Genomic DNA, 16590 nt, shown 5'->3' with positions numbered 1-16590 from the left:
CCTATATTTTATTTATATTATCAACCTTAGATAATTCATTTATATCAATGCTTTCGCTATATTCTACTTTATCTATTTTACAGTTTTCACCTATTACTATATTTTTACCTCTTACTATACCTACATCACAGTTTGATAACTTTATATTGTCACCTTCAATTACTTTAATATATGCGTGGTTATTTTTAATTCTTTTAGGTATAAATATTTTTAATAGATTTATAGATTTTTCTTTAGCACATATTTCTATATTAGTTGCTCCTATTTCACCGATTTTTGATTCTCCTTCTGTAAATAAGTAAAAATCTTCACAGTTTATAAGACCATGACATATAATATTTCCTTGTAAATCTACCTTTTCACTTTCAATATCTTCTTTTACCTTTATGCAACCTTCTCCTGAAATCTTTTGAGACTTTATATTTTTCCCAATAGTTGCAACTCCTGAAACATTTATATCATTTGCTTGTAATGATTCACTACTTTTTAATACACCTGATACTTTAAATTCTTCACACTGTATATTTTTACTATCTTTTAATACCCCTGATACATAAAATTTATTACATATAATATCTCCTTTTAGTGAGTATACGCCTGATATATTCATATCTTCAAACTTTCCGCCACCACTACTTCCTACTCCATCTAAACTTATAGAATGTAATTTATTATTCATATTTACTCCTTTCAAAATACTATCTTTTATAGTTATTGTAACAATGTTTTATTTAATATATTCATAGTATCAAAACATTGTTACATTGTCAAACAAAACAACCATAATAATTTTTTAAAGCATAATAGCCATGAGTATTTAAATTATCCCATGGCTTATTTTATGTTAGAGTTTTTGTAAAAATGTTTTAATAGTGTATATTTCTCATCACTCATTTTCATATTTTCTTCATAAACAAATTTTTCTAAGTCTTTTTTATTTAATTTATTGTAGTTTAATATAAGCTTATTTTCAATTTTATTTCTATCCATAGATAAACTCATTAATTTTGCTGTATCATGTTTCTCTTCCATAATAAGATGTATTTCTTTTAAAATAGCTTTTGTATTCTTTTTATACTTATGTTTAAGTTCTTTTATAGAATCCTCAATTTGATAAGGTAGGAAATAATTATTAAATAAAAGACCTATTCCTATACCTATACTTACAAATGCAAATCTACTTAAAGATGTCTTATCTATATTTTCAACTAAAGAAATTGAACTTAAGGATAATATTGTAGTCATTATTACTTTTTTACTATAATCTGTAAAATAAAAATAACCTGTAAATGAAAATAAAAGTATAACAATTACTGGTACATAATCTTTTATTAAACTAAAAGTAATAAAAAATATTATTGCACCTTTTGTTACTCCTATAAATCTCTTCTTAGCCTTTACTACTCCATCTTCTTGGTATGGTTGTAAAACTATATAAGCACTGATTATAACCCATGCTTTATGTTCTATATTTATAATATTTCCTAAAAATATTAATATGGATATAGCCATAGCTAACTTTATTGAATATCTAAATCTTAGGGATTTTATATTAAAGTTTTCTTTCATAGATTCAACCATATTAAATCGCTTTGGCATATTTACAGTTTTATAAATTTTACTTGAAATTGTGTTATCAGATTCTTCATTTACACTTATTCTCTTTAAAAATATTTTTAAAACATAAATACTTTCATCTACCAAGTTTATTTTTTTACCTAACTTTTTATATCTATTAGCAAAATCATCAATATTTTTATTTATAATTTCAAAGCTATTAAGTCCATCATTAAACTTATCAATATTAATTATTTGTAGTTTTAAATTATTTAAATACTCATCTCTTTTATCTTTATCCATTTTATATTTTGACATATGATTTATTATTATATTTAATCTTGATAAGCATATAGCTATATTAAACATGTTTACTTCATGCTTATTTTTTTTGAAAGAATTATTAATTCTTTCATTTATACATATTACTAAAGACCTAATTTTTTGATTTATTTTTATAGATTTTCCTTCTTCATACTTACCGTCTATTAAATCATCTATCTGTTCTAAAATTTCTTTTACTATATTTTTTATTATATTTGTAGACTTTTTTTCAAATTGCTTTCTATTGAGTATTATTTGAGGAAGTATAATAAAAATAACTCCCATAGATACAGCTAATAATCTAAGTGGAAGCTCATCTATATTTATTTTCATACACACCATAAATATGTAAGCCATTAAAAATGTATATGATGTGGGATGTTTATAATCATTCATATATACATATGTAACCATAAATATAGTAATAAAGTTTATAACTAGTCCTATATATATATTTGTGGTAGCAAAATATGCTGCAATAGCCAAATATAAATTTATGATTAAAAAGGTTATTGTTCTATATAATATTTGTCCAGTAAAATCTCTTTTAATAAAACCAACTGCTGCTAATCCTAAAATTATTCCTATGATTATATTGTGCCTTCCAAATATTGTTATGTAAAATATTTGAATGAGTATCATATATAGTGCTTTTAATAGTGCTTCTATAAATTTCTTATTAATAATTTCACCTTCTTTCTATATATATCTTTATCTTAGTAAAAATTTATTATCCATATATCATATTAGTTGACTTATCAACTGATATAGTATACTTTATTTAAGTTGATAAGTCAACTTTACTCTATTAATAATCTATACTATACTATTCTTATAATATTAATGACTTGAAATGGGGGTATTGTCTTGGAAATAATTGATACTTTAAATTTAATAAGAAGCACTTCTTTACTTAGAAAAAACTATGCTAACTTTGTTAATAAGTCGCTTTCTAACTCTGATATAACTTTATCAGAATTTGCATATTTAAAAGAGGTAGTTAACTGTGATGGAATAGCTCAAGATGAGCTTATTAGAAACCTTTCAATTGATAAAGCTGCTGCAACTAGAATTGCACAATCACTAGAGAAAAAAGAAATAATACAAAGAATTAGAAATGAAAATAATAAAAGGTTTTTCAATGTATTTTTAACTGATAAAGGACATGAATATGCTGATTTTATAAAACAAACTTTAAATGATTTTTATAATGTACTTAATAATGAGGTTAGTTCTTCTGATATGAAAACTTTCATGACTATTTTTAAAAAGATTAATAGTAATTTTGAAGAATAAATTACCTATAAATTTTAAATATATAATAATAGCCATGAAGATTAATATCCCCATGGCTTATTTACTACTCTTTTTGTGTTTTTAAAGCTTCACTTAAAGCTATCTTCTCAATTTTTCTTGAACATATTGCTTTAGATATTTCAAAAGTTAAAGCTATTATAACAAAACCTATAAGTATATAAGGTAATGTAATTTTAGCTTCTAATGCTATATCTAGTTCAGCAAATATCTTAAATATCAAATCTATTATAAAGTACCCAATAGGAACACCTATAATATATCCAATTACTACATAAATCCTTGAACCATTTAACATCATTGAATTTATTTCTTTTTTCTTATAACCAAATACCTTCATTAAAGCTATATTGTTTTTATTTTCATCTATACTTATAGATGCTATTATATATACGATAATTATTCCTATAATAAAGGCTACAACTGCTATTGCATATATAAAGGTTTCCATTAAATCCATATAATCTGCTAACATATCTTTCATATTACTAGGTGTGTTTGTCATGTAAAGTAAGTCTTTATCTATATTAATAGGTGATTTTGATATAATTGCACTATGCTCACCTTTTTTAAGTCCCATCATTTTATTAAAATTATCTAGAGAAGTAAACACATAATCTCCAGTATTACTTTTAGCAATATCAGTAATTGTTAAAGAGTATTTCTTATCATCCATTATATTAATAAAAGATAGTTTATCTCCAACATCTAATTTATATTCTTTTGCCATCTTAGAAGTAATAATAAATTTATCATCATCAATACTTATTTTGCTTCCATCTTTATTTTTCAAACTAACCATATCTGAGTTTTCACTTACTCCCATTAGCTCAAACTTATCTTTTAGAGTACTATCAATTGCAAATCTAGTTCCTGATATCGCCTCTGAATCTTTAGGAGGTTTATCTGTTGTAGGTTGTTTTAATATATACTCATAGTTGTAGCTAAATATATTATTATCTTGATTTATAGCATAATCCATAGAACATTTAGCAATAAATCCATACATTAAAAATATTGTAGCTATGGCTACTCCTATTACTAAAAATGCTAATCTAGGTATTGAACGTAGTTGTTCTCTTATAGCAAACTTTGTTTTAAATTTAAATCCTTTTAAGTTTATTTTTCTTTCAATTATATTTACTTTTTTAGTTTTAAATTCATTTTTCATTAATGATACTGGTGATGCCTTTAATATCTTGTTAATAGATATATAGCTCCCTACAACAGTAAATAATACACATAAAACTATTCCTAATATAAAGTACATAGGGCTATATGATAATTTTTCTACTGGTATTGGGAAAAATGTAAGAAATAAATCAAAGATATATTTTTGTACTATAATCCCAATCACGCCTCCAACTACCCCTCCAGTTAATGAAAGTATTATAGGGTAATTTAGGTAATGCCTTATTATTTCTTTTTTTCTATAACCTAAGGCATATAATGTACCAATTCCAGCCATATCATTTTTTATCATTCTTCCTAAAACAATACTTATTAATACAACTGTTATTAATAATATTACTGTAGGTAATACAATTGAATAAGTACTTATTGCCATAACTTCTATATCTAGTACTGATATTTTTAAATTATTTTTAGCATATACCCAGTCAATTATATTTACTCCATTTTCATTTAAATAGCTTTTTAAAGGTTTTGACATATCATATACATTTTTATTTTTATCATTATATTTTACTGAATATAAATATGTAGCTCCTTTAATATCTTCTTCATTTAATATTCCTATCCCAAATTTCTTTGGATTGTTTATAATATCTCCTTCTTTTTCAAGGATATAAGCATAATTTGGTATACCAATGAACCCTGATATTTTATAAGAAGAATCCCCTATCTTATAATTATCCCCAATACTCAATTTATTTGCTTTAGCAAACTGTGGGTCTAGGGCTATTTCTCCAGCTTTAGGCATAGAACCTTCTAAAACTGCTGTAATATTTACCTTGTCATTTGGCGTAAATAATCTTAATGTTTTACCATCATATTTATAATCTTTTACAAGGGTTTCATCCATTTTTAAATTAAATTTTTCTTCTATTTTACTTATATCATCAATCTTATTTAAAGTATAAAACTCTAAGTCTTCTTGAACATTTTTTGTTACATATTCATCTTTGTTATATCTTAAGTTTTGAGCTGTAAGGTTTAGTGAAACAAATAAAAACACAGATAGTATTAGCATATATAACATTCCTAAGTATTTTCCCATGTTTTCTTTCATTACACGTAGTATGCTTTTGTTTAGCTTCATTACCACTTAACCTCCCTTGCATCAACTGGGTTGTTGTTAATGATAAAATCGCTCACCTCGCCACTTCTAAATTTATAAACCTTATTTGCCATAGCACTTATTGAAGCGTTATGTGTAATTATTAAAATTGTAGTGTTAAACGTTCTATTTATTTCTTGGATAAGAGAAAGTACATCTATTGCCGAATTGTAATCTAGTGCACCTGTTAATTCATCACAAAATAGTATTGCTGGATTTTTAATTACAGCTCTGGCAATTGCAACACGCTGTTGCTCTCCCCCAGATAGTTCTTTGGGAAACCTATTGGCTTTATTTATTAAGCCTACTGCTTGAAGTACTTCATTAATATCAAGAGGTGATTTACTTATGTTTTCTATTATTTCTATATTTTCTAGTACTGTTAAATGAGGCATTAGGTTATATGATTGAAATATAAAACCTGTTTTCTCGCGTCTATATTCTACTAATTCATCATCTGATAGTTTTAAAATGTCAACTCCATCTACAATTGCCTGACCACTATCTCCTCTATCTAATCCCCCAAGAATGTTCATTAAGGTAGACTTACCACTTCCTGATGGACCTAGTATTACCCCTATATCCCCTTTATCAAGTGAAATATTTGCATTTTTTAATGCTATAGTTTCTACATCCTCAGTTTTATATGACTTACATAGGTTACTAGTTTTAATAAACATTAGTTTTCTCCCTTATAGTATAATTTTTTATAAAAGTTTATATAATTTTCTACTTCTTCAAATAAGCTTTTTAAATCGCTCTCATAATTTTCATAGGATAACTTATCCATCCACTTCATTGATAGTCCATCAAAGGTAAGTTCTATAGTCTTTATTGCCATATCAATGTCTATGTCATCTCTAAATTTACTTTTGTCATAATCTCCTATAAAGTTTAATACTAATTGATCTTTATTTTTAAGTATATTTTCTAGCCATTTTTGTGCTACTTGTGAATCATCTGAGTATAGTGTTTTAAAGAATTTAAATATGTATGGATTTTTTTTAAGTATTTCAAACTTAACACGTGCTGCCTGTTTGTATAGTTTAAAAAAGTCATTTCCATTATTTTCTTTTTGTTTAAATACTTCATCTGTAATTATTTTTATTTGATAATCACAAATGTATAGATATAATCTTTCTTTATTTTTAAAGTATTGAAATATAGAGCCTTTTGAAATCCCTGCTTTTGATACAATATTGTCTACTGTTGCACGTTTATAGCCTTTGTTTGCAAATTCTTCTATTGCTGAATTTATTATTCTTAATTTCTTTTCTTCGCTTAGATTTTCAAATGTCTTATTCAATATTATTCCTCCTTGTATATAGTTATGACTAAGTTAGTCATATTTATATCCTATTGAATAGGACTGACTTAGTCAACATTTTTATATAAAAAATACCCATATCAATTTTGATATGAGTACTTTTAAATTATAACTATTTATCAAATCTATCTACTTTAAACAATTTCATATTTTCATCTTCTCTGCCTTCATATAGTTTAGTTAGCATCATAGCCCCTAATATGGCAAATAAAATTCCATTAGCTCCATAACCTAATAAATACCATAGATTTTTATGCTTATGATCTGGACCTACAAATCCTAAATTATCAGGAGTTGATGCAAAAGTTCCACAGTATTTAAAGTCTATTTCTATATTATCAATATCTTTAAACCATTACCCAGAGCTACTTCTAATAGTTGATTTGTATATTTGTATGGGTCTAATTCTGCTCCCCCATTTTTTGCTATTATACCTGCTTTTAAATCAAAACTAAATTCGTTGGTAGTCTCATCTATATACTCAACATCAAATCCATTTTCTTTTCTAAGGTCATACTCTATTTTTATACTATTTGCTTCACTGTTTTTAGCTGTATATAACAAAGCGTCCTTTTTTTTATAGTCACATTTATTCCCATATGTATTTACAAACTCTTCAATTTCATCAAGTGCCCTAAGCCCAAGATTATAAGCTTTTAATGAATTTTCTAATCTTGTATATTCTTGAAGATCTGATAAATTATCATCTAGTTCATATTGTAAAAGAGATGTAGTTACACTTGTGCTTAAATGTGCTATTCTTTTTTTCTCTAATATAACCGTTTTAATATTTTGTTTACTAAAATAATAAGATGCTATGGCTCCTGTAACTCCACCACCTATTATACATATATCAGTTTCTATATCGTCTGTTAAATATGGATATTGTTTTTTATTCTTATTTATAGTTGTAAATAATGGTTTACCTTGTACATATTGAATTTTCATTATGTTCCTCCTAGGTTTTCTTATTATATATCAACTATTATTCCGTATATTTTTATATATTATTTCTTATTTTGTTATTTTTATAGTATTTTATATATATATATTAATCTTTTCAACCTTACCTAAATTTTTGCTATTCTTTTAACTTTTTTAAGAGAAAACTTATATATTATAAACATAAATAATATCACTAATAAAATAATTAATAATCCTACCCCAAGAACTAAAAATTCTCCTTGTGATATATTACCTCTACTATTTCCAATGAATATAGTAATATATATCATATAAGTAAAAATACTACCTATAACTGTTGGATATATAAATATTTTAGCTAACTGCTTCTTAATATTTTTTTCAACATATTTTTTATTCGCTCCAAGCTTTTTAATATCTGAAAATAACTGCTTATTATCTATTCCAATAGTTATTGCTCTAGTATAAGCTATTATTGCTGTTGATGCTAAACATATTATTGCTATATAAGTGAACAACATAAAAAATACAGCCATATTCTTAAATAAATCTTGCTTATCTAAAGGCTTAAATATTGGATAATACTTCCACTCATCAAAGAGTTGATTATTATCTGGAGAAAGTTCTACCTTAATATCATAAGAATAATCTTCTCCATTTTTTTGTGCTAACATTTTTTCATACTCATCGAAATGATTTAATACTGCCACATCTTTTGAACTTCTATTTATAATTTCTTCTTTTAAAGCTTTGGCAAATTTATAAGTTTCATCAGGATTTATAACATTAAATAAAACAAACTTATCATATTGTTCTTTTGGTAATCCTTTTGATAGTCTTAAATAATCTTCATCTGATATTATATATCTTCCTTGATGTTCTTTTACAAAAGGTCTAAAAGAAACTGTTCCCTTGAATTTTATTTTCTCAGATTTTTCTGTTACTGTATTAGTTATTGTATCTAAATCATTAAATTTATACAACATACTTTCAGACTCTCCATTAGATATAACTTTATAATACTCACCTTTATTAACATCAATATTTTGTCCTGACACTTTATTAAAATCACTTTCTTTAAAAAACTCATCATACTGCATTTTTTTTACATACTCATTTATAAGCATATTATTTTCATCATAATCTCTATAGTACCCATTTGTAATAAGCGAAATAGAATCTACTTCATAGTAATCTGTTATATCAACATTATTATCCTTAGCAAGAGAGTATATTTCTTCTTTATTTATTTGATTTTCATTTCCTTTATAATAAAAAGCATAATCTATAGGATTTGTTTTTATATCTACTAAGACAGCAGACATAATTGTAGGCCCATAAAATGATGCAAATAATCCTCCTGCAATTAAAAAGGTTATTACACACATGTTTTTAACTGTCTGTTTTCCTGAAAATCTCATCATATTTGTTGATATAATATTTTTATAATACTTTTTAGGATTTTTTCCTTTTTTACTATAGATTATTGCATGAGTTAATACCATATAAAGACCTACAAATGATAATAAATACACAACATTCCATATAGACGGCATATTATATCCTGTTAACTCTATTACTAGAGTAGGGATACCATATCCTAAAAGCAACCCACCTATAACTAATATCCACCCAACTACACCAGTCCAAGGTTTAATATCTTTTACAACCTCAGACTTTCTTTGTTCGTAAATAACATCCATAATATTGCTTCTTTTTATAAACTTAGCACCATTTATGAATATACATATTGTTACAAAAATACAAAACCCAATTCCAAATATAAGTCCTGTAGCTCCAAATTGATATGCCATTTCTTTTGTATCTATAATAAATATCTGAAAAACTTTCCATATTATATAAGAAACGGGAATACTAAGAACCAATCCAACTATTAAACATATAGGTATAATAAATAAAAGTTCTTTTAATAAAACTTTCTTAAGCTTTGACTTTCTTTCTCCTAGTGCCATTAAAATTCCAAACTCACGACTTTTATATTTAAAAAATAAAGAAGATGCATAAGTTGTAAATACTGCACATCCAATAATTGCTATAGAAAATATCATATAACCTTGCTTTCTACTATCTCCTCCTGATGGTAGAATATTCATAACTGTTGGACTAAAAAACATTAATGCATATGAAGTAACTAATAAAACTGATAAGGTTATACAAAAGGCTAGCATATAATAATTTTTTATACTGTTTTTTCTAAGCTTTGATATAACACTATTCATTGTCATAATCATCACCTCCTAGTTTTTTCAATGTATCTAGGAGTTTATCCATAAACTCAATACGGCTTGTAGTTTTAGTAAGTTCTGTATATACTTCTCCATCTTTAAGAACTATAACTCTATCACAAAATGATGCTGCAAAACTATCGTGAGTTACCATAAACACAGTTGCGCCTAATTCTTTTTTTGCTTGAACAAATGAATCTATAACGGCTCTACATGATTTACTATCTAAATTTCCAGTTGGTTCATCTGCTAAAATAATATATGGTTTATTAATAAGAGCTCTTGCAACAGCGCTACGTTGTTTTTCTCCTCCTGATATTTCTGCTGGATATTTATCCTTTATATGTGAAATCCCAAAAGTGTTACAAAGTTTGTTTGCTAATACCTCCATCTTAGTAACATCTTTATCTGCTATAATCTGTGGTAAGCAAATATTTTCTACTACACTTAACCCATCTAATAACATAAAATCTTGAAAAACAAATCCTAACTTTTGATTTCTTATATCTGCTAAACTTTCTTCATTTAATCCTGATATATTTTCTCCACTAAGTAGTATTTCTCCCTTTTCAAAAGGTACAAAGCAAGATATACAGTTTAAAAGTGTAGTCTTTCCACTTCCTGATGGCCCCATAACGGCTACAAACTCTCCCTTTTTCACGTAAAAAGATATATTTTTCAATACATCATAATTCATATTCCCTGTTTTATAACTTTTATATAAATTGTTAACTTTAAGCATAATGTTCCCTCCTAATATTTTATAAGTTAATTGTATATTTTTAAGGTGCAATTAAAAACTGTACCAAATGTAATCTTTTGCAGTGATATTGTAATTTTTGGTATGCTATAATGAAAAAATAGGGGGGATAATTTTTATGCTTAAAATTGCAATATGTGATGATGAAAAATCTCAAATTAATTTACTAAAAAACATATTATCAATACATTTAGATTTAAAGGGGTTAGATTATAGAATCTATGAGTTTGATTGTGGGGAAAGTCTTATTGATTCAATTACTAAAGAAAGTTATGATATTATATTTTCAGATATAGAAATGAAAGCTCTAAATGGAATAGATACTGCTAAAAACATTAGATTACATAACAAAAAATCTGTAATTATATTTGTTACATCCTATCCTGATTTTGTTTTCCAAGGATATGAAGTTAAAGCCTTTAACTATATATTAAAGCCTTATACATCAGAAAAAATTGGTAAAGTTTTAGACTCAGCACTTGAAGAATTAAATGAAATTCAAGATAAGTTCTATATAGTGGAATCAAAATCAAAAACTGTAAAAATAAATTTAAGTAATACCTATTATTTTACTAGCGATAAACGTAAAGTAAATGCAGTTACTTTTACAGAAACTATAGATTTTTATGATAAACTAGATAACCTTGAAAAAAATCTACCTTCGTTTTTCGTAAGAATTCATCAACGTTATCTTGTTAATATAAATCATGTATCTTCAGTAGAATCTAGTAGTTTAGTTATAAATAAAGAAATCTTACCTATAAGCCGTGGTAGGTATAATTCATTTATGATTGAGTTTGCAAAGACAATGTTAAGGTAGGTACTTTTATGTATAATATAATTTACAAGCTTACAACTTTAATACTTTATATAGTAACAAGCTACTATTTTTATAAGGTTATAGTAACTTTTTCATCAGTTAAAGATAATAAATATGCTAAATTTGCTTCTATATTTGGAGCTTTTATTGTTCCAAATGTAATTATATATACTTCAGATATGGTTAATATTTTCTATACTATGATTGGTTTTATTTTGATAATGGTTGTTTTTTATAAATCTAGCTATATTAAAAATATTTCTGCTGTAATGATTTTTTATCCTATTGTAGTATCTATAAATTTAATGGCCAATGACTTTTGTGCTAAGGTTTATTTGTATTTAGGTAAAACTTTATGGATGGATTATTTTGCTCATACATTAGAAATGTGTATTATTTCATTTTCTTGGTTTTTAATTTACCATTTTTCTAAAGACAAGCTAAGTAATATAGGTAGATATATTGATATAAAAACATGGATTATGATAGATATTATATGCTTAGCACCTTTTATCTCTATAATATCAACAAATATAAATACACCAATAGGAAAAGAACATCAGGCATATCCCATAGCAATTGCATGTATAGTTACTAGCTTGAGTATGATATTTCTTATTGAATACATAGTTAAAAGTGTTAAAAATAGACTTGAAAATCAAAACCTAAAGCTTGAATATAGCTATTATAGGGAGCTTGAAGAAAATCAAAAAAATGTAAGAAAACTAAATCACGATATGAATAACCATTTATCTGTAATATATTCTTTTTTAGAGTATGATAATTTAGAAGGTGCAAAAGAATATTTTAATGAACTTTCAGATAAATTTAATGTAAGTAATAGGGTGTTTTGCAAAAATAGTATAGTAAATGCAGTTATAAATTCAAAGTATAATTTAGCAATTAAAAATCAAATTGATTGTTTCTTTAATATTGATATAGATGAGATTCTTCCTTTAGAAGATATTGACCTTTGTTCTATTTTTTCAAATACACTTGATAATGCAATTGAGGCTTCTTTGAAGTTAGATGATATTTCTAAAAGAAAAATATCTTTAAAAGCTCGCTGTGATAAAGGTTATTTTAGCTTCTCTATTTGTAATAATTACAATGGTATTATTAAATTTAAAAAAGGAAAATATAGTTCTACTAAGCCAGATTCAAGTATGCATGGCTTTGGTCTTGAAAACGTATCTGAAATTGTAAATAAATATAGTGGAACTCTTGATATCAATTATTCTGAGTTTGAATTTAATATTTTGGTAATTATAAAAATTAATTAGTGAAAAATAGCTAGACTTTTGATAATTTCAATAGTTCTAGCTATTTTTATTTATTATTTTTTTAATAATTTTAATTTATGAAGAATGTATTAATACTCTACTCCACCTTCTAATTTGTTCATTCTAATTTACTTTTAAATGTCACAAAATTGATACCCGTTTTCCCTTTTGTTTCCTATAAATTTATACTACCATATATGTAAGACTACTAGTTTATATCATAATTTTAATAATTTTTTCATGGGAGATGTTTTTATGGATACAGTAGAGATTATAAGACTTGTTGTTGGTATAGGCTTTATATTGTATGGCTTAGGATTTAATGCTTATGAAAAATTTCATGAAATGAAATTTATTGACCAAAGAAATGGAGTTATTAACGGTAAAGTTTGTATTCTTGTTGGAGTTTTTCTATGTGCCTTTAACTTAAAGTTTGGAGTTATTTCAGGGGTAATAGCTTTATTGTTATGGATAATTGAAGAAATTATATTAAAGAAAAAAATAAAAAAATCTGCTAAATAGAAACATATATACCCTACCTCGTAAAACACGATGTAGGGTATTTTATATTTATTTTTAATTGCTTAGTTATTTAACATCTATTTCCATACCGTCATAGGCAAACTGTATTTCATTATATTGACATTCTAATTTTAAGTAATCATTATATGATTTTCCCCAATCTTCTTCAAGATGAGTAATTATAACTTTTGATATATTATATTTTCTTTTTATGTATTCAATTTCATCCATAGTAAAGAAATCATTTCTAAGTGAATTATCATCTTTTAATACAAAACCATCTTTAAGAACATCGCCTACAATAGTACTTCCAATTATCAATACATCAGCATTATTAAATATATCATCATTAGGAAGTGGTTTTACATCACAAGGAGCATATATTACTTTTTTATTATTTTCTTCAAAAACAAATATAGTTGCATGATTCACTTTTATACAACTTATCTTTATCCTATCTATAAATATAGATTTATCAATAGTTTCTCTCTTAATTAAATTTCTTGTATTTTCATAGTAATCCAAATATGCTCCAAATTTGAACTTAATAGAGTTCATGTCAAACATTACAGACTCCATTGCATATACATTTATAGGGTTATTGCATTCTTTCCCCTCTGAGACCTCAAGCCAATTTAACCTAAGTTGCTCAAAAACTCTCATTCCAAGCGTATGGTCTGGGTCAACGTGACTAAACAATACATTATCAATGTTTTTAATATTTGAATGGTTAATTGCATGTACAATATCTTCAGGTGTATCAACTAATAGGCTTATATCTTCTAAAAATATGCTACATCCATACCTTGAAAAAGGTGCCCCTTTAATTCTTGCTTCTTCACAAATACTACACGAGCACAAGGGCTTGGGTAATGCAACACATCCTCCACTCCCTATTATCTTAAACCTCATTTATATCCCCCCTCATATTCTCAAATTATATACCACTTTTATATTTAAAACTTATAGTTTTTATTATACTTTAATTTATATACTATTAATATTTTTAATGACTAATTATTTTCACTTCTAGATTTATTAAATTTACGTAAATGAATTTCAGTTAAAATTATAGGTCCAACTAAAATTAATACTTCTACTATATAATAAACTACTTTTGAAATTTTCAAATCCAATAAATTAGTTAATCCAATAAAGCTAATAGAAAATATTAAAGATATTATACAAGCCTTATAAATATAACTATTTGCCTCTTCCCATGTTTCTTTATCCTTCATAGCAGACCCAATTTTATAGCCTGCGTGTATATTAGGATATTGCTTATAATCATCATGTAAACATTTACAAATTAGACCAATAAAGTACATGATTATCCCCAGTAAAATTATTACCATTTCCAATTTTCCTCCCTAAAATAAGGTGATGTATAATAATTGTAAACTTTCATCACACTAACTACCTAATACTTCATTAAATAACTTTTCCTGCTCAGATAAATCATCCACTTTATTAATAATTCTAATCTCTAATTTTCCATCTTTAATATAAGCACTCTCAGAAGACAATGATTCATTATTGCTATAATTTAAATTTTTGATTTTATTTTCTACTTTTGAATATGCAAGTGTTAAATATTCCTTGTCTTTATTAAATTTATAAACTACAATATCGTCATTCATTTCCTTTTTCTCATAATCTTTAAATTTTTCTTCTATTTCTTTTAACTTCTTGTCTATATCGCTATTTTTCACTAATTCTTTTAAAACACTCTCATAAATTGCATGTATTTTTAATTCCTTAATATTATTTTTACATACCTTATTTTGTAGCTGAAAATCATCAGTTGTAACTATTATATTGTTATTTCTTACATCATTTTCACCTTTTGCATAGTAGTTTAGCCCAATAGTATTTTTATGATTAGTTGCCTCATAAAACATATGGTCATTATTTACAATCAAAAGCTTTTCCATAAGTCCAAAATCTTCTAATGTCTCAAGTATTGGTTTATCCTTAGCTTGGCTATAATCATAAGGATAATTTTCTACTATATATGATTGAAGGTCACTTAGTAAATTTGTAGCTTCATCTTTATTTTTAATATTTTCAAGCTTATTAAGTACTGCAAAATAGGCTATGCTTTGTGGATATGTCTCTTCAACATTTTTAACTTCTTTAGAAACTTCTTCATTGTTATTTATAACCTCTTTAAAATCATTTTTAGAATCTTTTTTATCCTTATTTATAACTTGTTTAGATTCTTCTTTAGAGTCTTTTTCATTACTTGAAGAACAACCCGATAAAGTTATAATCATAAGAAATGCTAATACTATATATATTTTTTTCAATTTAAATCCCCCTCATTTTAACATTTACTAAATATTATAATATTTTTTAATATTATGAAATTTCCAGTACTATATTATTATAATTTGACAATATTTATGTTTATCCTTTTTAGAAATATTTTGTTGTTTATTGTTATAAAAACTTTAATTTATAAAACTTAATTTTTTCACTAAAATTTATATTTTAAGCATTAAAAAAGAGCATTTAATAATTAATGCTCTAATACTTATACAAATTAAGGTCTCCAATATACTCCATTTGGTAATCTACGTATATATCCATCAAATTTATCTTTTATATTTCCTGTGTTTAAATCTCGAACTATGACCATCTCATGATAATCTGGGTCTTCATACCACTTAGAAAAATATAAATCTTCTCCATCACGAAATAGTAACCCCTCTGTACTTCCTATCTCTATCTTTTTATTTTCTGGCCAAACAATCTCACATATCCCATCATTCGCCTCCCTACAAAGCATGATTGGTGATATTTTTAACATAAGATTATAACAATCTTTAACTATATCTAATGGTAGTTCTTTAATAAGTTCAATTTTTTTATTATCTGGAATGTATCGATTTATCTCAATTGTTTTCTTAGAAAAATCAACACTTAAAAAGAATAACTTATCATTATCCCAAACAGGACTTTCTATATATAAATTTTCCCTAGCTTCAAATGGACTGTGAACAGTTCCCTCTGGAAAATGAATCAAATGACAATTCACACCATCGAAGTTTTTTCCAGATTTAATTGTTTCCTCTGCATCATATAAATCAAAACAGCTATCTTTACTTTCTTTGCAGTAATACCACTCTATCGTACCTTCTATTTGTTCAGGATAACAGTCTTTTAGTTTATCTATCTTTATTATATTCATTAAGTTTCTCCCATTTATACA

At 25.4% G+C, this 16590-nt stretch carries 17 protein-coding genes; 4 read left to right on the top strand and 13 right to left on the bottom strand.

The genetic code is table 11. The features are described from left to right. Position 1 precedes the first annotated feature (1 nt). Together ATCC9714_RS04970 and ATCC9714_RS04965 are read right to left on the bottom strand one after the other, a co-directional pair. On the bottom strand, positions 2–679 hold the full coding sequence (locus tag ATCC9714_RS04970; protein WP_057544627.1) for a hypothetical protein: 678 nt from the start codon (positions 677–679) through the stop codon (positions 2–4). Positions 680–834: 155 nt separating this feature from the next. After that, on the bottom strand, positions 835–2523 hold the full coding sequence (locus tag ATCC9714_RS04965; protein ID WP_057544626.1) for an FUSC family protein: 1689 nt from the start codon (positions 2521–2523) through the stop codon (positions 835–837). Positions 2524–2748: 225 nt separating this feature from the next. Between ATCC9714_RS04965 and ATCC9714_RS04960 the strand changes: the two genes are divergently transcribed. Beyond that, a complete protein-coding gene (locus ATCC9714_RS04960; RefSeq protein WP_057544625.1) occupies positions 2749–3177 on the top strand; it encodes a MarR family winged helix-turn-helix transcriptional regulator in 429 nt (142 codons plus the stop codon). A gap of 64 nt (positions 3178–3241) precedes the next feature. Here the strand turns inward: ATCC9714_RS04960 and ATCC9714_RS04955 are convergent, their stop codons facing one another. The 7 genes from ATCC9714_RS04955 to ATCC9714_RS04930 all read right to left on the bottom strand — a co-directional run bounded on the left by ATCC9714_RS04955 (position 3242) and on the right by ATCC9714_RS04930 (position 10733). Beyond that, positions 3242–5476, bottom strand: coding sequence for an ABC transporter permease (locus ATCC9714_RS04955; RefSeq protein ID WP_057544624.1), 2235 nt, complete (start codon positions 5474–5476; stop codon positions 3242–3244). Then, a complete protein-coding gene (locus ATCC9714_RS04950; protein ID WP_054629147.1) occupies positions 5476–6174 on the bottom strand; it encodes an ABC transporter ATP-binding protein in 699 nt (232 codons plus the stop codon). The genes ATCC9714_RS04955 and ATCC9714_RS04950 overlap by 1 nt, the downstream gene beginning before the upstream one ends. Then, the gene (locus ATCC9714_RS04945; protein WP_021123555.1) at positions 6174–6800 is read right to left on the bottom strand and encodes a TetR/AcrR family transcriptional regulator; all 627 of its coding nucleotides are present in this window, start codon (positions 6798–6800) and stop codon (positions 6174–6176) included. Before ATCC9714_RS04945 ends, ATCC9714_RS04950 begins: the two co-directional genes overlap by 1 nt. Before the next feature lie 133 nt (positions 6801–6933). Beyond that, positions 6934–7149, bottom strand: a complete 216-nt coding sequence (locus ATCC9714_RS17870) for a hypothetical protein (RefSeq protein WP_334291058.1) — start codon at positions 7147–7149, stop codon at positions 6934–6936. A 2-nt stretch (positions 7150–7151) separates the two neighbouring features. Beyond that, positions 7152–7769 carry an NAD(P)/FAD-dependent oxidoreductase gene (locus ATCC9714_RS04940; RefSeq protein WP_330374694.1) on the bottom strand — a complete coding sequence of 206 codons (618 nt, stop codon included), beginning with the start codon at positions 7767–7769 and terminating at the stop codon, positions 7152–7154. A gap of 122 nt (positions 7770–7891) precedes the next feature. Further along, positions 7892–9991: an ABC transporter permease gene (locus ATCC9714_RS04935; protein ID WP_057544623.1), complete on the bottom strand. Its 2100-nt coding sequence runs from the start codon at positions 9989–9991 to the stop codon at positions 7892–7894. Beyond that, entirely contained in the window at positions 9978–10733 is a 756-nt protein-coding gene (locus ATCC9714_RS04930; RefSeq protein WP_057544622.1) for an ABC transporter ATP-binding protein, read from the bottom strand. Before ATCC9714_RS04930 ends, ATCC9714_RS04935 begins: the two co-directional genes overlap by 14 nt. A gap of 136 nt (positions 10734–10869) precedes the next feature. Between ATCC9714_RS04930 and ATCC9714_RS04925 the strand changes: the two genes are divergently transcribed. The 3 genes from ATCC9714_RS04925 to ATCC9714_RS04915 all read left to right on the top strand — a co-directional run bounded on the left by ATCC9714_RS04925 (position 10870) and on the right by ATCC9714_RS04915 (position 13376). Further along, positions 10870–11571, top strand: coding sequence for a LytR/AlgR family response regulator transcription factor (locus ATCC9714_RS04925; protein WP_057544621.1), 702 nt, complete (start codon positions 10870–10872; stop codon positions 11569–11571). Positions 11572–11579: 8 nt separating this feature from the next. After that, a complete protein-coding gene (locus ATCC9714_RS04920; protein ID WP_057544620.1) occupies positions 11580–12854 on the top strand; it encodes a sensor histidine kinase in 1275 nt (424 codons plus the stop codon). 255 nt (positions 12855–13109) lie between these two features. Then, positions 13110–13376 (top strand): hypothetical protein, encoded by a 267-nt coding sequence (locus ATCC9714_RS04915; RefSeq protein ID WP_054629140.1) that lies wholly within the window; start codon positions 13110–13112, stop codon positions 13374–13376. Between the two features lie 66 nt (positions 13377–13442). On the opposite strand, the gene ATCC9714_RS04910 is transcribed toward ATCC9714_RS04915, so the two are convergent. The 4 genes from ATCC9714_RS04910 to ATCC9714_RS04895 form a co-directional block, all read right to left on the bottom strand. Continuing rightward, on the bottom strand, positions 13443–14288 hold the full coding sequence (locus ATCC9714_RS04910; RefSeq protein WP_021123543.1) for an MBL fold metallo-hydrolase: 846 nt from the start codon (positions 14286–14288) through the stop codon (positions 13443–13445). 101 nt (positions 14289–14389) lie between these two features. Then, the gene (locus ATCC9714_RS04905; protein ID WP_057545350.1) at positions 14390–14731 is read right to left on the bottom strand and encodes an SdpI family protein; all 342 of its coding nucleotides are present in this window, start codon (positions 14729–14731) and stop codon (positions 14390–14392) included. Positions 14732–14788: 57 nt separating this feature from the next. Next, positions 14789–15685, bottom strand: coding sequence for a hypothetical protein (locus ATCC9714_RS04900; protein ID WP_057544619.1), 897 nt, complete (start codon positions 15683–15685; stop codon positions 14789–14791). Between the two features lie 236 nt (positions 15686–15921). Next, positions 15922–16569, bottom strand: coding sequence for a hypothetical protein (locus ATCC9714_RS04895; protein WP_057544618.1), 648 nt, complete (start codon positions 16567–16569; stop codon positions 15922–15924). Between the last annotated feature and the right edge of the window lie 21 nt (positions 16570–16590).

Origin of the sequence: Paraclostridium sordellii (genome assembly GCF_000953675.1) — a bacterium.
Taxonomy (GTDB): Bacteria; Bacillota; Clostridia; order Peptostreptococcales; family Peptostreptococcaceae; genus Paraclostridium; species Paraclostridium sordellii.
Note: the sequence above shows the minus strand (reverse complement) of the source record. Positions and strands in the feature narration are given on the sequence as shown.